The organism is Bacillus sp. 179-C3.3 HS (assembly GCF_047229225.1).
Taxonomy (GTDB): Bacteria; Bacillota; Bacilli; order Bacillales; family Bacillaceae; genus Bacillus.
Map to the genome: position 1 here is coordinate 65518 of NZ_JBFEFT010000016.1, position 19082 is coordinate 84599.

18 protein-coding genes and 1 riboswitch are annotated in these 19082 nt (G+C 43.2%); of the genes, 1 reads left to right on the forward strand and 17 read right to left on the reverse strand.

Going from position 1 to position 19082, the window contains the following annotated elements; genetic code table 11:
• Nucleotides 1-104: 104 nt before the first annotated feature.
• The 5 genes from rpoZ to AB1K80_RS11415 all read right to left on the reverse strand — a co-directional run bounded on the left by rpoZ (nt 105) and on the right by AB1K80_RS11415 (nt 4915).
• Nucleotides 105-308, reverse strand: coding sequence for a DNA-directed RNA polymerase subunit omega (gene rpoZ / locus AB1K80_RS11395; protein WP_412856736.1), 204 nt, complete (start codon nt 306-308; stop codon nt 105-107).
• A 3-nt stretch (nt 309-311) separates the two neighbouring features.
• Complete coding sequence (gene gmk, locus AB1K80_RS11400; protein ID WP_412856737.1) at nt 312-926, reverse strand: guanylate kinase; 615 nt, start codon at nt 924-926, stop codon at nt 312-314.
• A gap of 9 nt (nt 927-935) precedes the next feature.
• Complete coding sequence (remA, locus tag AB1K80_RS11405; RefSeq protein ID WP_008344898.1) at nt 936-1205, reverse strand: extracellular matrix/biofilm regulator RemA; 270 nt, start codon at nt 1203-1205, stop codon at nt 936-938.
• Between the two features lie 76 nt (nt 1206-1281).
• Nucleotides 1282-2157 carry a YicC/YloC family endoribonuclease gene (locus AB1K80_RS11410; protein WP_412856738.1) on the reverse strand — a complete coding sequence of 292 codons (876 nt, stop codon included), beginning with the start codon at nt 2155-2157 and terminating at the stop codon, nt 1282-1284.
• An 82-nt stretch (nt 2158-2239) separates the two neighbouring features.
• A complete protein-coding gene (locus tag AB1K80_RS11415) occupies nt 2240-4915 on the reverse strand; it encodes a calcium-translocating P-type ATPase, SERCA-type (RefSeq protein WP_412856739.1) in 2676 nt (891 codons plus the stop codon).
• 165 nt (nt 4916-5080) lie between these two features.
• Between AB1K80_RS11415 and AB1K80_RS11420 the strand changes: the two genes are divergently transcribed.
• The gene (locus AB1K80_RS11420; RefSeq protein ID WP_412856740.1) at nt 5081-6790 is read left to right on the forward strand and encodes an NFACT family protein; all 1710 of its coding nucleotides are present in this window, start codon (nt 5081-5083) and stop codon (nt 6788-6790) included.
• Nucleotides 6791-6818: 28 nt separating this feature from the next.
• Here the strand turns inward: AB1K80_RS11420 and AB1K80_RS11425 are convergent, their stop codons facing one another.
• The 12 genes from AB1K80_RS11425 to carB form a co-directional block, all read right to left on the reverse strand.
• The gene (locus AB1K80_RS11425) at nt 6819-7322 is read right to left on the reverse strand and encodes a bifunctional precorrin-2 dehydrogenase/sirohydrochlorin ferrochelatase (protein WP_412856741.1); all 504 of its coding nucleotides are present in this window, start codon (nt 7320-7322) and stop codon (nt 6819-6821) included.
• The gene (locus tag AB1K80_RS11430; protein WP_412856742.1) at nt 7303-8088 is read right to left on the reverse strand and encodes a sirohydrochlorin chelatase; all 786 of its coding nucleotides are present in this window, start codon (nt 8086-8088) and stop codon (nt 7303-7305) included. Before AB1K80_RS11430 ends, AB1K80_RS11425 begins: the two co-directional genes overlap by 20 nt.
• Nucleotides 8089-8134: 46 nt before the next feature.
• Nucleotides 8135-8917: a uroporphyrinogen-III C-methyltransferase gene (gene cobA / locus AB1K80_RS11435; RefSeq protein ID WP_412856743.1), complete on the reverse strand. Its 783-nt coding sequence runs from the start codon at nt 8915-8917 to the stop codon at nt 8135-8137.
• Between the two features lie 28 nt (nt 8918-8945).
• Nucleotides 8946-9539, reverse strand: coding sequence for an adenylyl-sulfate kinase (gene cysC, locus AB1K80_RS11440; RefSeq protein ID WP_412856744.1), 594 nt, complete (start codon nt 9537-9539; stop codon nt 8946-8948).
• 14 nt (nt 9540-9553) lie between these two features.
• A complete protein-coding gene (gene sat / locus AB1K80_RS11445; RefSeq protein ID WP_412856745.1) occupies nt 9554-10690 on the reverse strand; it encodes a sulfate adenylyltransferase in 1137 nt (378 codons plus the stop codon).
• A gap of 57 nt (nt 10691-10747) precedes the next feature.
• On the reverse strand, nt 10748-11812 hold the full coding sequence (locus AB1K80_RS11450; protein WP_412856746.1) for an inorganic phosphate transporter: 1065 nt from the start codon (nt 11810-11812) through the stop codon (nt 10748-10750).
• 13 nt (nt 11813-11825) lie between these two features.
• On the reverse strand, nt 11826-12527 hold the full coding sequence (locus tag AB1K80_RS11455; protein WP_412856747.1) for a phosphoadenylyl-sulfate reductase: 702 nt from the start codon (nt 12525-12527) through the stop codon (nt 11826-11828).
• A gap of 234 nt (nt 12528-12761) precedes the next feature.
• A riboswitch (SAM riboswitch) is annotated at nt 12762-12866 on the reverse strand.
• 172 nt (nt 12867-13038) lie between these two features.
• Nucleotides 13039-13677 (reverse strand): orotate phosphoribosyltransferase, encoded by a 639-nt coding sequence (gene pyrE, locus AB1K80_RS11460; protein WP_412856748.1) that lies wholly within the window; start codon nt 13675-13677, stop codon nt 13039-13041.
• 7 nt (nt 13678-13684) lie between these two features.
• Nucleotides 13685-14389, reverse strand: coding sequence for an orotidine-5'-phosphate decarboxylase (pyrF, locus tag AB1K80_RS11465; protein WP_412856749.1), 705 nt, complete (start codon nt 14387-14389; stop codon nt 13685-13687).
• Complete coding sequence (locus AB1K80_RS11470) at nt 14361-15293, reverse strand: dihydroorotate dehydrogenase (RefSeq protein WP_412856750.1); 933 nt, start codon at nt 15291-15293, stop codon at nt 14361-14363. The genes pyrF and AB1K80_RS11470 overlap by 29 nt, the downstream gene beginning before the upstream one ends.
• Nucleotides 15287-16063 (reverse strand): dihydroorotate dehydrogenase electron transfer subunit, encoded by a 777-nt coding sequence (locus AB1K80_RS11475; protein ID WP_412856751.1) that lies wholly within the window; start codon nt 16061-16063, stop codon nt 15287-15289. The genes AB1K80_RS11470 and AB1K80_RS11475 overlap by 7 nt, the downstream gene beginning before the upstream one ends.
• On the reverse strand, nt 16060-19082 hold a 3023-nt coding region (carB, locus tag AB1K80_RS11480), incomplete at its 5' end, for a carbamoyl-phosphate synthase (glutamine-hydrolyzing) large subunit (protein ID WP_412856752.1). The genes carB and AB1K80_RS11475, both read right to left, overlap by 4 nt.

Below are 19082 nucleotides of genomic sequence, written 5' to 3' on the forward strand. Positions count from 1 at the left end.
TCACGGCCATTTTGACACATTCGTCTACAATTCAAAAAAGTCAAAACCAATCATAGTTTTGACTTTTTTGAACGTATCGCATCTACGTTGCAGAACCGATGAGATTATTCTTGATCTTCTTTTTCAAATGTCAAAAGACCCGCATCAATTTCTTCAAGTGCTTTTCCTACAAACTTGTATGACTTTGTGTTTTCAATTTGCTGATCGTTATGAATCTGCATTTCACGCGCACGGCGTGCAGATACCGTCACAAGCGTATATTTTGAATCGAGTTTGTTCATCAATGAGTCAATTGAAGGATCTAACATGGTTTATTCTACCCCCAGCATTTTTTTATATCTTGGTGCGACTCTGTCTCTTCGCAAATGTTCTGCAAGGACAATCGCTTTGATTCTATCACAAGCAAGCGCGACATCGTCGTTTTCAACGACATAGTCGTATGCATCCATCATCTCAATTTCTTCTTTGGCAGCTGCCATTCGATTTCTAATGAGTTCTTCTGACTCTGTACCGCGCGTAATGATACGGTTTTGGAGTTCTGAAAGACTTGGTGGTGCAAGGAAAATAAATAGACCTTCCGGGAATGCTTCTCTTACTTGAAGTGCGCCTTGCACTTCGATTTCAAGGAAAACATCTTTTCCTTCACGAAGTGTCTGTTCAACATAATCAACTGGCGTGCCGTAATAATTCCCGACATATTCTGCCCATTCTAATAATTTTTTGTTCTCAATCATATCTTCAAATTCTTCCCTGGTTTTAAAGAAATAATCAATACCATTTCTCTCGCCTTCACGCGGTTTGCGTGTTGTAACAGAAATGGAGTATTCAAACTTCGTATCTTCCTGGGAGAAAATGGCCTGTCTGACCGTTCCTTTTCCAACTCCCGAAGGTCCAGAGAGAACGATTAAAAGTCCTCTTTCTTTCATAATGGCGTATTACCCCTGCCCTTCATCTATGATTTCTTCTTTTACAGAAAGTCTTTGCGCGACAGTCTCAGGCTGAACGGCAGATAAGATGACATGATCACTGTCCATAATGACAACAGCACGGGTTCTTCTTCCGTATGTCGCATCTATAAGCATGCCTCGATCTCTTGCGTCTTGTATCATTCGTTTAATCGGTGCTGATTCCGGACTGACGATTGAAATCATCCGATTCGCTGAAATGATGTTTCCAAATCCGATATTGATCAACTTTATGGTCATCTTATTTCGTCCCCCTGTAATATAAACGTCTCTAGTCTCGCCGAAAGAGACGCACTATAAACAACATACACAATGACTATTCTATATTTTGCACTTGTTCTTTTATTTTTTCAATAGCACTTTTCATTTCAACGACTAGCTTTGTTAAATGATGATGATTTGCTTTTGAGCCAATTGTGTTTACTTCGCGGATAAGCTCTTGCACGAGAAAGTCTAATTTACGACCCGCCGCACCGCCTTGAGTCAAGATTTGTTGGAACTGCTGAAAATGACTGTTCAATCGAGTGATCTCTTCTGTAATGTCACATCGATCAGCAAAAATAGCTGCCTCAGTGATGAGCCTGCTTTCATCCAGCGCCTCTCCAATCCACTCTTTCATTCTAAAGTGCAGCCGTTCTTTGTACTGGCTCACTACTTCTGGAGCAAAAGCGTTTATTTCCTCTGTAAAGTCTTTTAATTCTGACAGTCTTTTTTCACAATCTTGTTGAAGCGCTGTTCCCTCTTGCTCTCTCATGTAGCAAAGCTCTATCACGGCAGCTTCACAAGCTTCTATCAATAATTTTTCTAATTGTTCATTGCGGCTAGCAGACTCTTCAACTTGAACAGCTTGCTCCAGTTGAAGTAAATCATGTGCATGCTGAATACTTGCAATCTGGTAACGTTGTTCAAGGTGTTTCGCTGCTTTCATGTACTCATCTACAAGTGGCCAGTCGATGTGGAGTGACCGGCTTGCTAATTTACCGCCTTCAATCGTCACAAACAGCTCAATTCTTCCGCGCTGTACGTGACGAAGAATGATTTTCTTTAATGTATCTTCGAAATATAGAAGCGGCCTCGGCAAACGGGCATGAACCTCTTTAAAACGGTGATTGACCGATTTTAACTCAACTGACACTGTCAGTTCTCCATCCGTTTTACTCGCTTGACCGAATCCCGTCATACTGCGTATCATGTCAAAACACCCAATTCTTTCATATTAATAAATGAAAAAGGTAATAGCAGACACTATTACCTCAAAATTATACCATAATGAATTACTTTTTTCTTGTCAAAAGTGATCCTGCCAACAAAAAAGTAGGCAGTGCGGACATCCCAACGATCAGTAACCAATCGATTGGAGCAATGGCCACCGTTTTGAAAATTGGTTGTAGCGGTGGATAATAAATCACCACAAACATGAGAAGTAAGGATGAGAGAACCGCACCAATTAAATACATGTTGCCAAATGGGTTCCGTTCAAATATAGACCGTTCACTTCGGCAATCAAACACATGAATCAACTGCGCCAGAACAAGCGTACTAAATGCGACTGTTTGTGCGTATTGTAGCTGATTCGGGTCACGGTGATAGACAAATATAAAGGCTAAAAGGGTAGCAAGACCGATCAAAAATCCTCTTGATATCACCTTCCATCCTAATCCTCTAGCGAAAATGCCCTCTTTCATGTTCCGAGGTTTTCTCTTCATCACGTCACCTTCAGGCTGGTCCATCCCCAATGCCATGGCAGGCAATCCATCTGTGACAAGGTTTACCCATAAAATTTGAATCGGAACAAGAGGAAGTGGCAGGGCAAGAAGCATGGCAAACAGCATGACCAAAATTTCTCCCACATTTGATGCAAGTAAGTAACGAACAAATTTGCGAATGTTTTCATAAATGTTCCGCCCTTCTTTAATAGCGGATTTAATGGTCGCAAAGTTATCGTCAAGTAAAATGAGGGAGGAGGCTTCTTTGGCTACATCTGTCCCCGTAATGCCCATAGAAATCCCGATATCCGCTTGTTTAATAGCAGGTGCATCGTTGACCCCATCACCGGTCATGGCAACAATGTGGCCATTTCTTTGATAAGCTTTTACAATTCTTAGCTTATGCTCTGGAGATACACGTGCAAACACATACACATTTTCAGCCATTTTCACAAGCTCGTCGTCGCTTAACTGGTCCAATGCTTTTCCATCTAGCACCTTTCCCTGCTTCGGCAAAAGATGAAGATCTTTTGCGATCGCTTTCGCTGTTTCTACATGATCTCCGGTAATCATGACTGTTTTAATGCCTGCATCGCGGCATTCTTTGATCGCTCGTCTGACCTCCGGGCGAGGAGGATCGATCATCCCTTCTACTCCGATAAACGTTAGATCGCTCTCTGCTGCTTGTGCAGATGTGATGTTTTCTTTCAAACTAACCTTTTTATAGGCAATCGCAATGGTTCTGAGTGCTTGCCTTGCTAATCCTTGTATAGCTGCTTCCGTTTCTTGTCTATGTGAAGGTGACAAAGTAGCGGTTCGTCCGCTATGCATGATATGACTCGATTGGTTCATCAACACATCTGGCGCGCCTTTTGCTATGACATACCGCTCTTTTTGATTGGTTTCAACGAGGACTGACATCATCTTTCTTTCTGAATCAAATGGGAATTCCTCTACAACTCGAAACCCCGCTTCTATGAATTGCTCTGTAAAACCCGCTTTACGTGCTGCCGTTAAAAGCGCCCCTTCTGTTGGATCTCCATCAAGCCTCATTTCACCGTCTTTTTCAACAATGGTCGATGTATTACAAAGCGCGCCATATAACAAAACCTTTTGCAAACTTGGGTGTTTGTCAACATGTACAAGTTCTCCATTTAAAGTGAAATCTCCAGATGGTTCATATCCTGTGCCAGAAATATTCCACGTTTTCCCCTCTGCCCACACATGTGTCACCGTCATTTTATTTTGGGTCATTGTTCCGGTTTTATCTGAACAAATGATGGAGGCACAACCGAGCGTTTCCACTGCCGGAAGCTTCCTGACAATCGACTTTTGTTTGATCATCCGCTGCACGCCTAGAGAAAGGGCAACAGTTACAATCGCCGGAAGTCCTTCTGGAATAGCAGCTACTGCTAGAGATACACCCGCTAGGAACATATGATACAAATCGTGTCCTTGTACAACGCCAAGAACGACCACGAGTACAGTTAAGAATAACGCCGCAACAATGAGGATTTTCCCAAGCTGTTCAAGACGCCTTTGCAGCGGCGTTTCCATATTCCCCGCTGCGTCCAGCATGCCGGCAATTTGTCCCATAGCTGTGTTCATTCCAGTCCCGATGACGACACCCACACCGCTTCCTCTCGTGACAAGCGTCCCCATAAATGCCATGTTCGTCAAATCACCTAGAGAAACATGGTCTCTTGAAAGCGGACTTGCATGTTTGACAGCCGGAATGGACTCTCCAGTAAGGGCGGATTCCTCGATCTCTAAACTCTTTGTTTCTAGCAATCTAATATCTGCTCCGATTCGGTCCCCGCTTGTAAACTTCACAATATCCCCTGGCACAAGATGTTTTGACGGGATCTTGATCCATTCCTTGTTTCTCCTCGCATACACATGCGGAGTGGATAATTCCTTTAGCGCTTGAAGTGATTTTTCCGCCCGGCGCTCTTGATAGAATCCTAGCACGCCATTAATTAAAACAATCGCCACAATGGCTATAGCGTCAATGTATTCACCTAAAATGGCAGAAATGATCGTTGCCGCAAGCAGGATTAAAACCATAAAGTCTTTAAATTGCGCTAAAAAGATGACCAAAGCAGACGCTTTTTTTCCTTCTTGCAATTCGTTTGGCCCGTGTTTTTCAAGCCGTTTTTGTACATCTTTTTCTGACAGTCCATCACCTATCGATGTATTCATCGTGTTTAATAAATCGGTTTGGTTCAGTTCATGCCAATTCATTTGACCTCGTCCACTCCTCTTTTGTTCTCTCTCATATGCAGTGTTCTATAAGCCAGTTTATTCAGACTCGTCCCAAATCATGCTATAATAATAAGACTGCCTAAAGAACGAGATCATGTCAGGTTCTTTCAGTAGATTTGTGTAAAAGAAGAGGGTGTATCCACGATGTCATTTGACGGCATTTTTACATATGGTATGACCAATGAATTGCAAGAAGCATTAGCTGGTGGGAGAATTTCAAAAATCCATCAGCCCTATAAGCACGAGCTCATCTTTCATATCAGGGCAAACGGGCGAAATCATAAGTTACTCTTATCGGCTCATCCGAGCTATGCACGGGTGCAGCTAACTGAACACCTTTATGAAAATCCAAGTGAACCTCCAATGTTTTGTATGCTGTTACGAAAACACCTCGAGGGCGGGTTCATTGAACGGTTTGAACAAATTGGATTTGACCGGATCATCGTGCTACACGTCAGAAGCCGGAATGAAATTGGCGATGAACAATCGCGAAAGTTGTATATCGAAATCATGGGACGGCACAGTAACATCATTCTTGTAGAGGATGGAACGCAGCTAATCATTGACAGCTTGAAGCATCTTTCTCCGTCTGTTAACAGCTTTCGGACGGTACTTCCAGGCTATGAATATCTTCTCCCACCGGCACAGGAAAAATTGAATCCGCTGGAGGTAACGAAGGAAGATATTTTAAGACATTTACGCTTTCAAGAAGGCCGACTTGACAATCAAATTGTTGGAGCATTCTCGGGGGTTTCTCCGCTTTTTGCAAAAGAAGCGGTTCATCGCGCTGGCCTTGCCAATCAGGAGACAATTCCACAAACACTACTAGACATGTTCCAACTCATTCGGACGCGATCCTTTACACCGCAGATCACAAGAAAAGATGGCAAAGAATATTTTTATTTATTGGCGCTTCGCCATGTAAACAGCGACATGAGGACGTTTGATTCTCTTAGCCAGCTGCTTGACCGCTTTTATTTCGGAAAAGCGGAAAGAGACAGAGTCAAACAACAAGCGGCTGACCTTGAACGGTTTGTTGTGAATGAAAAGAAAAAGAATGAAAACAAGCTAAAAAAATTAAATAGAACGCTTGAAGAATCTCAAAATGCCCATACATATCAGCTGTATGGGGAGCTGTTAACAGCCAATCTTTATGCCATCAAAAAAGGCGATCAAGAAGCGACCGTTATCAATTATTACGATGAAGAAGGCGGAGAGGTCACCATACCTCTTAAAACAAACAAAACCCCTTCTGAAAATGCACAAGCCTATTTCACCAAGTATCAAAAGGCGAAAAATGCCGTAGCAGCTGTAAATGAACAAATCAAGCGGACACATGAAGAAATCGTTTATTTTGAAGAGTTAATCCAACAGTTATCCTCTGCCTCTCCGAAGGATTTAGAGGAGATGAGAGAAGAGCTCGTGGAAGGAAAATATTTGCGAGCCAAACAAAAGCGGCAGACAAAAAAGAAAAAGCCTGCGGCCATTCAACTGGAAATGTATGAATCTTCTCAAGGCATTCCCATCTTGGTCGGAAAAAACAACAAACAAAATGAATATTTGACCACAAAAGCCGCTGCGCGTGATGACATTTGGTTGCATACAAAGGATATCCCAGGATCCCACGTCGTGATCCGTCATCAAGCACCTGACGAGCAAACATTGCTAGAAGCAGCTCAAATTGCTGCCTATTTCTCAAAAGCAAAAGAGTCAAGCTCCGTACCTGTTGACTATACGAAGATTCGACATGTCAAAAAGCCAAATGGCGCAAAGCCTGGCTTTGTCACTTATGATCAGCAACAAACCATCTTTGTTACACCTGATGAAGATGTCATATTAAAGCTTCGAAAATAAAAAGAGCCGGTAAAATCCACATGCGATTTTACCGGCTTTTTCTTTGTTGTTCTTTTCTTTCGATATAGAGTGCATCAAGTGCGTCAACATCTTCTTGTTCAAGCATCGATTCAATTGCAACGGCCAGTTGTTTTGTCCGGGCTGGGCTTGCCCCACTCGTTGATATTGAAATCGTCACTTTTCCAGCTTTGACCACTTTGGGCATGATCACAGATCCAAGTTCTGACTGACTGACACAGTTGACTAGCTGATGAGGGTGCGCTGTACGGGAGATCCATTCATTGACCGAAGGATCATTTGTCGCAGCGACGATCATAAACATCCCTTCCAAGTCTTGTGCAGACACCTTTTGTTGCTTCCAGCGGAGCTGATACGTCTTAATTAGCTGTGCCATGTCATCACAAATATCCGGACTGACGATCGTGATGTCGCAAGGCTCGGTACATATTGTATGCGCCCTCCTTGCCGCAATCGGCCCACCGCCAACAATGAGGACCCGTTTATGTGATAAATCAAGATGGACTGGTAACATGATGCTCTCCTTGAAAATCAAACGCATTCTCTTTGTTTAACATGGTCTCTTTCACGCGCTCAATATAAGCAGCTTTCACGTGTGGATGGAACCCAATATATCGACATACACGGATATCGCCAAGTCGTTTTCTCGCCTGATCTGCCTCGCTTTCGATCTCTTTCATTAAAATCCCTGTGAATAAAAGATATGGAACGAGATACACAGGCGTATCATCTTCTCGAGGCAACTGTGTGAGTACGTCTCGATAATTCGGTCCACATGCTGTGATGAAACATGGAAGAACCTCTGCTTGAGGAAGCATCAGCCGAACGTCATCGGCAATGCCGAAAACATCACGCTTCACATCAGGGTCAGAGCTACCTCGTCCTATCAAAAGAATCTTTGCCCTTTCTCCTTGATATCCAGCTTCCTGTATCCTTGCCACAACTGCTTTTGTCACCTCATGGTTCACACCAATTGGCTTTCCGTATGTGACATGCACATGAGGGAAACGACTTTTTACGTTCTCAATTTCGATTGGTATATCTGATTTTGCATGCATGGCGGTTAACAAGAGCAGTGGGACAATGGCAATATGAGTCGCCCCTTTTTCCACACATGTTTCAAATCCTTTTTCGATCGAAGGTTCTGTTAGCTCTAGGAAGCAAATTTCTTGTATATCCGCCTCCACTAGCGGCATACAGCTTTTCATAAAGGAAATGGCTTTATCTTGTGCTTCTTTGACCCGACTTCCATGTCCGACATAAAGTACAGCTTGTTTCATTTGACTCCTCCTTGCCATCATGTCTGATCAGACGAAAAGACACGGTTTAAATACGTGTCTTTTCCCCATTGATGTGATGTTCGGTGAGCTCTGGTTCAAACCAGTTCAGCTTTTGATGAAAATGGACGACATCTCCAACAACGATTAAGCTAGGGTGCTCAATTCCTTCTTTTTGAACCGTTTCAGACAACGTCGCGACAGTGCAACAAGTGGTCTTTTGCTTGGCGGTGGTTCCCCAGTGTATAAATGCTGCAGGCGTTTCAGGGTCCCGTCCATTTTTTATCAGTAACCGCTGCACTCTTTCCACGTTTTTGACACCCATATAAATGACAAGGGTGTCAATACCTGTTGCAAGTGCCTCCCACTTTTCTTCAAAGTGCACATCTTTTTGATAATGCCCTGTGACAAAGGCGACATTAGAACTGAATTCACGGTGTGTGACAGGGATACCTGCATAAGCTGCCGCCGCGATACCAGATGTAATGCCTGGCACCACCTCATACGGGATATGGTGTTCAGCCAAGCACTCAATTTCTTCACCGCCCCTTCCAAATACGAAGGGATCGCCGCCTTTCAAACGAACGACAACTTTCCCTTCCTTTGCATGGGCCACAAGTGCTTCATTGATGGCTTCCTGTCTCATCGTATGATGGTTTGGCAGTTTTCCACAATAGATTAATTCTGCATCATGTTTGGCATGGGCGAGAATCTCTTGATTGACAAGACGATCATATAAAATGACATCTGCCTGTTGTATGGCTTTATGGGCCTTCAATGTGATTAAATCTGGATCACCCGGTCCAGCCCCAACAATGTATACTTTCCCCATCCTGCTTTCTCCCCCTGCCATCAGGCGATTATTTCAATGTGTTGATTACATAATCTACAAGCTGCTGCTTGGATTCCTCACGCGATAGCTCACCTGTATCTAGTACAAGCTCAGGTGACGCTGGCTCTTCGTAAGGTGAATCAATTCCCGTAAAAAACGGTATTTCACCGTTTCTTGCTTTTTTATAAAGACCTTTTGGATCACGCTCTTCACATACGTTAAGATCGCATTTTACAAACACTTCATGAAATTCTCCGGCTTCCACGAGTTGTCTAACGGTTTGACGATCTTCTTGAAATGGCGAAATAAACGCAGTAATGACGATTGTTCCTTGCTCTACAAACAGCTTCGCCACTTCTCCGATGCGGCGAATGTTTTCTTTACGGTCCTCATCTGAAAACCCTAAATCTTTATTGAGTCCATGGCGAACGTTATCACCATCTAGAACAGTCACTTGATAGCCTTTTTCAAACAACTCTCTTGCCGCTGCATTGGCAATCGTCGATTTACCAGAACCACTAAGACCTGTTAGCCAGATAATCCCGCTTTTATGGTTGTTTTTCTGATGATATTCTTCTTTTGTAATAGATGAATCATGCCACACAATATGTTCGTTCGACATGTCATACCCTCCTTTTAAGATACCGTCGTTTTTAATCCTTCGATGAGTGTTTCTATGACTTCTTTTCGGCTGAACGTGCTCGGTGGCAATTCACCGTTTCTCAGCATTGTTCGAACCTTTGTACCTGAAAGAATGACATGCTCGCTTTTATCATGTGGGCACGTTTTTGGTGTTGCCATCGCTTCACATGTATTGCAGTAAAAACTATGTTCAAATTTTAATGGTGTAATCCCAATTTCTTCACTTGTAAATTGGTCAAATAGCTCCTGCGCCTCGTATGTGCCATAATAATCACCCACACCCGCATGATCTCTTCCAACAATGAAGTGGGTGCAGCCATAATTTTTACGCACAAGTGCATGAAAAATCGCTTCCTTTGGTCCAGCATAACGCATAGCAGCAGGAAATACACCTAAAAATACGCGATCTTTTGGGTAATATCCGTCCAATAATACTTGATAGCTTTTCATTCTCACGTCTGCTGGAATATCATCAGATTTTGTTTCGCCAACAAGTGGGTTTAAAAACAAACCATCTACTGTTTCAAGTGCTGTCTTTTGAATATATTCATGGGCACGGTGGACAGGGTTTCTCGTTTGGAACCCAACAATTGTTTTCCATCCATTTTCTTTAAAATGTCTTCTTGTTTCTTCTGGCTCGTACGTAAATTGCGGGAATGGTTTTTCACTGCGTTTCGTTAGTGTAATTTTACCACCAATGTACGTGTCACCGCGCTCAAATAATTTTTTCACACCTGGGTGATTTCGGTCATCTGTTTTATACACATTGACAGCTTCTTTTTCCTTATCTGGTGTATATTGATCCTCGACTTCAATGATCCCATATACTGTTCCATTGTACGATAGACGCACAATATCACCCTTATGAATTTCCTCTGCCTTTTCCTTTGTGACTGGCAGCGTGATCGGAAGAGACCAAACAAGACCACTTGCTAATCTCATACGACTTACAACTGACTCATAATCAGCTTTTGTTAAAAATCCTTCAATTGGACTATACCCTCCAATTGCAATGAGTTCAAGATCTGCAAAAGAAATGGCATCTAGTTCGATTTCCTTCGCCGCCGTGCTAAGATCATATGCTTCATTTACTCGATTAATTAATACGCCACCATGTGGTGTTAAACTCATTTGTTCATCTTCCTTTCGATGTTCATATTTATTAGATGTTAATAGTCGGATTTAAGATTAAATGCCGCCGCCCTGCTCATGAATAGAGCTACTTTCATTTTTCACAGCCTTCATCAGACTGAGCGCACCAAGTGAGGCAAATAGAACACTCATCATGATAAAGATAGAATAATAGTCTCCTTTTAGGAAAAAGCTAACAAGTAGATACGATAGACTAAGTGATAAGAAGGGAGAGACGACCCACACTCTCAGCATTTTTTTCACGACATGTTTGTGAAAAATATTTGGTCCACCCTTTGCCATTCCAAGTCCAATGATTGACGACGAAGTGATTTGCGTCAGTGGTACTGGCAGCCCAAAAATGGAGCTCACAATCACAAGTCCAGCGCCTGTGCCAGATAGTAAAATGCCTTCGCCCGTTTGATAACGTGTGATTTTTTTACCGTTTGTTTCAAGCACTCTCCTGCCAAGTAAAAGGGCACCGAGCGCTACGAAAATCCCGCCGTAAAGTGTTCCTTGCCCAACGGTCAAAACCCCCGAGGCGACAAGTGGGCCAACCGCGTTAGCGACATTGTTCATGCCGGCTGAAAATGCTTCAAGGAAACCAGTCATAATTAATACAACAGCTAATATACTCGTGCTTTTTTTAGACAATGTTCGTTTTGGGAACATTCTGATGATTTTCACTACAACAAATGTAAAAACAAAAGCAACGATTGGGATGATCACCCAAAAAGAGACGATGACTAAAATAGATTTCACATATAACACTTTATACGCTACGGCAACACCAACGACAGCCCCAACAGTGACTTCACTTGTGGACAAAGGGATCGCCATCAAATTTGCAATGAAAAGTGACAATGCAGCAGAACCAATAATGATACACACAATTTCAAGGGTAATCACTGATTCTGGCATAATACCAGAACTGATCGTTTTGACGACCTCACCGCCACCAATCACCGATCCTGCTAAAATTCCAATTGCACAAACGATGAGAGCATAGATAGGTCTTTGAATGGCACCAGATCCATAAGCGATCCCCATAGATGCAGCTGCTCCACTTGCGCCAATGTTTAAAGCAAAGAATAGACTAAATAAAATTGCGGCTATTTCCATAGATTATGCTCCCTTACTCATGTAATCCGCACTCTGTCTTTGCTGTACCTGACCATCTTCCAGATCGCAAATCATCCGCTGTAAATGCTGGCTGTGTACATGGTGCACACCCAATACTCGGATAACCTTGATCATGTAGCGAATTGTAAGCAAGGTCTTCTTTAGATGCATATCTCCATATGTCCTTCCACGTCCAGTGGATAAGTGGACATACTTTGATAGATTGAAATTTATCATCCTTGTTTAAAAAGTTTGTTCCTGCCCTTTTTGGTGACTGCTCTCGGCGTAAGCCAGAAAGCCATGCTGGGTAGCCAGATAACACCTCTTGTAACGGAATCACCTTCCGCATATGGCAGCAGCTTTGAGGATTGGTTTCCCACAGCTTATCACCGTATTGCTCGTTTTGCTCTTGAACTGTCAACTCAGGCGTTTTCATCACAATATCTAATCCTGGATATCTTTCCTTCACCGCATCAATGGTCTCGTACGTTTCTTTGAAATGCAGCCCTGTGTCTAAAAAGACAATTCGCGCATCTTTTTTCACTTTCGCAATGAGATCAATGAGCACAATACCTTCTATGCCAAAACTACATGCATACACAAGCTGATCTCCATAATGTCCATACGCCCATTTCAGTACTGATAAGGCGCCTTTATATAGATCATCCTCTTGAAATGTAATGGACGGTTCTTCCCAATTTTCATAAGTTAACATCGTTTCTCCCCTTCCGGAGTACTCCTTAAATTGCACGTTATTTGTATTAGCGTTTTTATTATACGAGCGGATCTTCCATCAGATCGATCTGTATCATATCCCCAATCAGTGAATACAACGACTTTTTTTATCCCTTATAATGATTTTGTTTGACTTCCATCTCCTCTTCATCCTCACCGTTCAAATAAAAAATCTTCCTTTCACAGTGAAAGAAAGATGAGGAAGCGTACGATTTCCTTATCTTTCAAAATAGAATCATTTTGCAGGAAGTAGCACCTTGCTTGTATAGCAGGTTGCCGGGTTTCATTGGGCCAGTCCCTCCACCTCTCTGGATAAGTTGTTATAATTTGTCTTAAATATTAACACAATTCAAACAAAAGTCAACCCGACTTTATTGATAGGATTAGTTTTCATTTGAAATTGAGTCTATTTTACTATTTCCAACCAAATACAAAAGCTGTGCAAATGGGCACTCTTAAAGAGAATCTATCGTGCAGCTAGGCACAGCGTATCAAACCATCTCTTCCATCCAAGACGCAGAGGAAGGGTCTAATTTCCAGCGTTTGAGTTTATTCATAGCTGAAGGATCGATTGCCTTCATCTCAAGTGCTACTTCTGTCAGCGTATCATAGTCTGTGAGCGTCACATACGGCATATTCTTTTCTTGAAACGCAGCTGTTGCTTTTGGCAGTCCGTATGTAAAAATAGCCGCAACTCCTAATACGTCACAACCTTCTGCTTGAAGTGCTGACACAACATCAAGAACACTGCCGCCTGTCGAAATGAGATCCTCGACAACAACAACTTTTTCACCGGACGATACCGCACCTTCAATCTGATTGCCTTTCCCATGTGCTTTTGGTTTACTTCTGACATAACACATCGGTAGATTCAAACGATCTGCCGCTAATGCCGCATGAGGGATTCCTGCCGTTGCTGTGCCGGCGATCACTTCTACTCCTTCAAAATGAGTGAGGATTAAATCTTTTAACCCTTCCGCAATGTCATTTCTCACTTCGGGATAGGATAAGGTCAAGCGATTGTCACAATATATCGGTGATTTAATCCCGCTTGCCCATGTAAATGGCGAATCAGGTTTCAAGGAAACGGCTTTGATTTGTAATAAGTGTCTTGCGATGTTTGTTTTCATACAGCAGTCACTCCCACTCTTTCAAAATTTGCTGATAGGCTTCAATCGGTTTTGCTGCTTTTGTAATGGATCTCCCGACGACAATTTGCGAAACGCCTTGCTCTTTCGCATAGGCAGGTGTTGCTACACGCTTTTGGTCATCGGTTTGATCATTCGGCAAGCGAATGCCGGGTGTGACGGTAAGAAATGAAGGTGAGATGTGCAGATGGAGCCTTTTCGATTCATGGACAGAGCAGACAACACCGTCGAGCCCACTCTCATATGCCATTTGTCCATAATGCAACACCGTTTCTTCTAGCGGGCGGTTAATGAGTAACTCTTCTTTCATCATATCTTCTGATGTACTTGTCAGCTGGGTAACCGCAATGATTTGTGGCCTGCTTTGACCAGCTGGCGTACCGGAGTCGAGCCCTTCCACTGCGGCTTGCATCATTCTTTTCCCACCGGCTGCATGTACATTGACCAAATCAACACCAAGTGTTGCAAGGCGGTTCATCGCTTTTTGTACTGTTGTTGGAATATCATGAAGTTTTAAATCAAGAAAGATGCGACAATTTTTCTCTTTCAGCGTTTCAAGGATGGCCGGTCCCTCTTGGTAAAATAACTCCATGCCAACCTTCACAAATAATGGACTCCCTTCAAAAGGATCTAAAAAGGCAAGCGCCTCCTGTCCTGATGGAAAATCAAGCGCGATGATGGGCAAATGCTTCATGTTTCCAGCTCCTTCCGATACATTCCTCAACAGATGAATAGCCATAAGCTGTTAAAACGTTTGGCAGTTCTTCAATGATTTCTGGGCAAATCAATGGATTCACAAAGTTAGCTGTGCCGACCGCTACTGCACTTGCGCCTGCTAGTAAAAATTCAAGTACATCTTCCGCACTTTGTACCCCGCCCATTCCGATGATCGGAATAGAAACTGCTTGACTGACCTCATGCACCATTCGAATAGCAACAGGTTTTATAGCAGGGCCTGATAGTCCGCCAGTTTTATTGGCAAGAATGGGTTTCCCCGTTTTTAAATCCAAACGCATGCCAATTAAGGTGTTGATCATCGTGAGCCCATCTGCCCCCGCAGCTTCAATGGCTCTAGCAATCTGGGCAATATTGGCCACATTAGGAGACAGTTTGACATAGACAGGAACCGCTGAGACGTCCTTGACTGCTTTTGTCAATGTTGCGGCCATCGCTGGATCTGTACCAAATGCAATGCCACCCGTTTTGACATTTGGGCAAGAGATATTCAGTTCGAGTGCGTGGACATTTTTAGCCTGACTGATCTGCTTGGCTACTTCTACATAATCTTCCACCTGTGAACCAGCAACGTTTGCAATGATCGGAGTATCATATTGCTCTAGCCAAGGCAATTCATGTTCAAGAACCCCTTTCAAACCTGGGTTTTGAAGACCGATGGCATTGAGCATACCTGCCCCCGTCTCGGCGACCCTTGGCGTTGGGTTGCCAAATCTCGGTTCAAGGGTTGTGGCTTTGATCATGATCCCGCCCAGTATAGATAGATCATAGAATGAAGCGAATTCTCTCCCAAATCCAAAGCAGCCTGATGCTGGAATAATTGGATTTTTTAATGATAAGCCAGGTAATTCAACATTTAGCATGACAAGGCTACCTCCTCTGCTTTAAACACAGGTCCATCCAGACAGACTTTGACATATGCTTTTTCGTGTTGATCGGTATGACACACACAAGCAAAGCATGCACCAATGCCGCAGCCCATTCGTTCTTCCATTGAGATATACACTGGCTTATGAGGGTACGAGTCTTTCAATGCTTTCAGCATCGGAGTCGGTCCGCAGGAAAGAAGGACATCAAATGTCAAGTCTTGGTCTTGGATGACGCTTGTCACAAAGCCTTTTGATCCGTACGTTCCATCGACAGTCGCAATAAACGTGTCACCGAGTGCTTGAAATTTCTCCTCGTAAAAGACATCCTTTTTCGATTGAAAGCCGAGGACATGCGTGACGTTGACGCCTCTTTCTGATAAGCGCTTGGATAGCTCGTATAGTGGTGGTACACCAATCCCGCCACCAACGAGTAATGCGGTCTGTCCGGGCTGGACGACTGAAGGATCATACCCATTCCCAAGCGGTCCTAACACATCGACTGATTCTCCCGCACGCTTTTGGGAAAGGAGCTTTGTGCCCTCTCCCTCTGCGCGGAAAATGATCGTTGCTTCTTTTTGCTCGGCATGAATGTTGGCAATACTGATCGGTCTTCTCAGTAGGGGTATCATGGATTCACTGACCTTTATATGAAGAAACTGTCCCGCCGTTTGAAATGATTCAACAAGGTCACCTTTTAATGTCATTTCGTAAATATGATCAGCGATCTCTTTATTAGAGACGACCGTCAAGTATGCTTTTTTCATATTGTTACTGTCACCTCAGCATTCGTTTTCACTTCTGGCATTTCGTCAGCTCTAAATGTCATGCTCTCTAGCACTCTTAAAATGGCTTCCGCTGTATCAAGTGATGTTAAGCAAGCCACGCCATTTTCAACAGATTCACGTCTAATTCTAAAACCATCTCTTTCTGGTTGTTTCCCTTTTGTTAAGGTGTTGATGACAAATTGCGCTTCTCCGTTTCGAATGACATCAAGTAGATTCTTTCCTTCTTCTCCTATTTTGCCAACAACACTTGATGGAATGGAAGCTTGTGCTAAGTAATTCGCTGTTCCTTTTGTCGCTAAAATATGGTAGCCGATGGAATGGAATCTTCTTGCGATCTCAAGCCCTTCTTCTTTATCCTTATCTGCAATGGTCAAAAGAACCGTTCCGTCTTTCGGAATTTGAATCCCTGAGGCGATCAATCCTTTATATAACGCCTTTTCAATTGTCACATCTTTCCCCATGACTTCACCTGTTGATTTCATTTCCGGACCGAGTGTAATGTCCACTCTTCTTAGTTTGGCAAACGAGAAGACCGGTACTTTCACGTACACACCGTCTTGTTCCTCATAAAGTCCCTCGCGGTAGCCGTAGTTTCTTAGTTTTTCACCTAGAATGACTTTTGTCGCTAGGTTCGCCATTGGGATACCAGTAATTTTACTTAAAAACGGTACAGTACGACTCGAACGCGGGTTCACTTCTAGGACGTACACTTCACCTTTTGAGAGAACAAATTGAATGTTCAGTAGTCCGATAATGTTGAGTCCTTTTGCGAGTTTCATTGTGTATTCTGCGACTTTCGCTTTGATATCCTCTGACAATGTTTGCGGAGGATAGACTGCAATAGAGTCACCTGAGTGAACACCCGCTCGTTCAATATGCTCCATAATACCTGGGATGACGACCGTTTCGCCGTCAGATACGGCATCTACTTCAATTTCGATTCCTGTTAAATATTTATCAATTAAGACTGGATGTAGCGGATTGACTTTCACCGCATTTTCCATATAGTGAAGAAGCTCGGCTTCTTGGTACACAATTTCCATCGCACGCCCGCCTAGCACATAAGAAGGACGGACTAGGACTGGGTAGCCGATCTGATTGGCAATCGTTACGGCCTCTGGAACAGAAGTTGCCGTTTTCCCTTTTGGCTGCGGGACGCCGAGTGTTTCTAATGTTTGTTCAAACTTGTCACGGTTTTCCGCGCGGTCCAGATCTTCTAGAGAAGTTCCAAGAATTTTTACTCCTCGATTAGATAATTCCTCTGCTAAGTTAATCGCTGTTTGACCACCGAACTGAACGACGACCCCTTCTGGTTGTTCAAGATCGATGATATGCATCACATCTTCTACAGTGAGTGGTTCAAAGTAGAGCTTATCCGAAATACTGAAGTCCGTTGAGACTGTTTCAGGGTTGTTGTTCACAATAATCGCTTCATATCCCGCTTGTTTGATCGCCCAAACAGAATGGACAGTCGCATAATCAAATTCCACTCCTTGTCCAATGCGAATTGGACCAGAGCCTAACACAATGACGCTTTTCTTGTCTGTTCGTTCTGATTCATTTTCATCTTCATACGTACTGTAGAAATAAGGCGTTTCTGATTCAAATTCTGCCGCACATGTATCCACCATTTTATAAACAGGAACGATGCCCGCTTCTTGTCTTAGCCCATAGACATCCGCTTCGTTCATGTTCCATTCCCGGCTAATATAGATGTCAGAGAAGCCTTTTTCTTTCGCTTCTTTTAATACACCTGTATGGCCTTTGTTTTCTTTTAACGTCTTTTCAAAGGCAATGATGTTTTTAAGTTTATGAAGGAAGAAATGATCAATTTGTGAAAATTCGTGTATCTGTTCTACTGTATATCCTCTTCTTAGTGCCTCAGCGATATAAAATAGTCGTTCGTCTCCTGCCTTTTTAATCCGCTTCTCTAGCACGTCATTGTCGATTTCAGCTTCGTCCTTTAATTCAATATGATACACATCTGCCTCAAGTGAACGTACAGCTTTTAAAAGTGACTCCTCAAATGTACGTCCAATTGCCATCACTTCACCTGTCGCTTTCATTTGCGTCCCTAGATGTCGATTGGCAGATTCAAATTTATCAAACGGCCAGCGCGGAATTTTCGACACGATATAGTCGAGTGCCGGCTCAAAGGCTGCATATGTCTTACCTGTGACTGGGTTCATCATTTCGTCAAGTGTTAAGCCAACTGCAATTTTCGCGGCAAGTTTGGCGATAGGATATCCAGTCGCTTTAGACGCCAGCGCAGAGGATCGACTCACACGTGGGTTGACCTCGATGATATAGTATTGAAAGCTATTTGGATCTAAAGCGAGCTGCACGTTACAACCGCCTTCAATGCCCAAGGCACGGATCAGCTTGAGTGATACGTTTCTAAGCAGCTGGTATTCACGGTCGCTTAATGTTTGGCTTGGTGCAACGACAATGCTGTCACCTGTATGGATGCCGACTGGATCAAAGTTTTCCATGTTGCAGACAACGATGGCATGATCACCACTATCACGCATGACTTCATATTCAATTTCTTTAAAGCCTGCAATACTCTTTTCAAGCAAGCATTGTGTGACAGGACTAAGCTTCAGCCCATTTTCAACGATCTCTTTTAGCTCTTGCATATTTGTACAAATTCCCCCGCCCGTTCCGCCTAGTGTGTAGGCAGGTCTTACAATGACAGGGAATCCGATTTTATCGGTGAACGCGATGGCTTCTTCAAGATTATGAATGATTTCACTTTCTGGTACAGGTTCATTCAGTTCTCTCATGAGCGTCCGGAATAAATCTCTATCCTCGGCTTTTTGAATAGCTGAAAGCTTTGTACCAAGCACTTCCACACCACATTCAGCTAACACACCAAGTTCTGATAATTCAACAGCAAGGTTCAGGCCAGTTTGTCCGCCAAGTGTTGGCAAGATGGCATCAGGGCGTTCTTTTCGAATGATTCGCGTTAAAAATTCTGGCGTAAGGGGTTCAATGT

What these genes read in the sequence shown, in the direction of transcription:
- rpoZ (WP_412856736.1), bottom strand. Translation starts at nt 308, where the DNA reads ATGTTAGATCCTTCAATTGACTCATTGATGAACAAACTCGATTCAAAA.
- gmk (WP_412856737.1), bottom strand. Translation starts at nt 926, where the DNA reads ATGAAAGAAAGAGGACTTTTAATCGTTCTCTCTGGACCTTCGGGAGTT.
- remA (WP_008344898.1), bottom strand. Translation starts at nt 1,205, where the DNA reads ATGACCATAAAGTTGATCAATATCGGATTTGGAAACATCATTTCAGCG.
- AB1K80_RS11410 (WP_412856738.1), bottom strand. Translation starts at nt 2,157, where the DNA reads ATGATACGCAGTATGACGGGATTCGGTCAAGCGAGTAAAACGGATGGA.
- AB1K80_RS11415 (WP_412856739.1), bottom strand. Translation starts at nt 4,915, where the DNA reads ATGAATTGGCATGAACTGAACCAAACCGATTTATTAAACACGATGAAT.
- AB1K80_RS11420 (WP_412856740.1), top strand. Translation starts at nt 5,081, where the DNA reads ATGTCATTTGACGGCATTTTTACATATGGTATGACCAATGAATTGCAA.
- AB1K80_RS11425 (WP_412856741.1), bottom strand. Translation starts at nt 7,322, where the DNA reads ATGTTACCAGTCCATCTTGATTTATCACATAAACGGGTCCTCATTGTT.
- AB1K80_RS11430 (WP_412856742.1), bottom strand. Translation starts at nt 8,088, where the DNA reads ATGAAACAAGCTGTACTTTATGTCGGACATGGAAGTCGGGTCAAAGAA.
- cobA (WP_412856743.1), bottom strand. Translation starts at nt 8,917, where the DNA reads ATGGGGAAAGTATACATTGTTGGGGCTGGACCGGGTGATCCAGATTTA.
- cysC (WP_412856744.1), bottom strand. Translation starts at nt 9,539, where the DNA reads ATGTCGAACGAACATATTGTGTGGCATGATTCATCTATTACAAAAGAA.
- sat (WP_412856745.1), bottom strand. Translation starts at nt 10,690, where the DNA reads ATGAGTTTAACACCACATGGTGGCGTATTAATTAATCGAGTAAATGAA.
- AB1K80_RS11450 (WP_412856746.1), bottom strand. Translation starts at nt 11,812, where the DNA reads ATGGAAATAGCCGCAATTTTATTTAGTCTATTCTTTGCTTTAAACATT.
- AB1K80_RS11455 (WP_412856747.1), bottom strand. Translation starts at nt 12,527, where the DNA reads ATGTTAACTTATGAAAATTGGGAAGAACCGTCCATTACATTTCAAGAG.
- pyrE (WP_412856748.1), bottom strand. Translation starts at nt 13,677, where the DNA reads ATGAAAACAAACATCGCAAGACACTTATTACAAATCAAAGCCGTTTCC.
- pyrF (WP_412856749.1), bottom strand. Translation starts at nt 14,389, where the DNA reads ATGAAGCATTTGCCCATCATCGCGCTTGATTTTCCATCAGGACAGGAG.
- AB1K80_RS11470 (WP_412856750.1), bottom strand. Translation starts at nt 15,293, where the DNA reads ATGCTAAATGTTGAATTACCTGGCTTATCATTAAAAAATCCAATTATT.
- AB1K80_RS11475 (WP_412856751.1), bottom strand. Translation starts at nt 16,063, where the DNA reads ATGAAAAAAGCATACTTGACGGTCGTCTCTAATAAAGAGATCGCTGAT.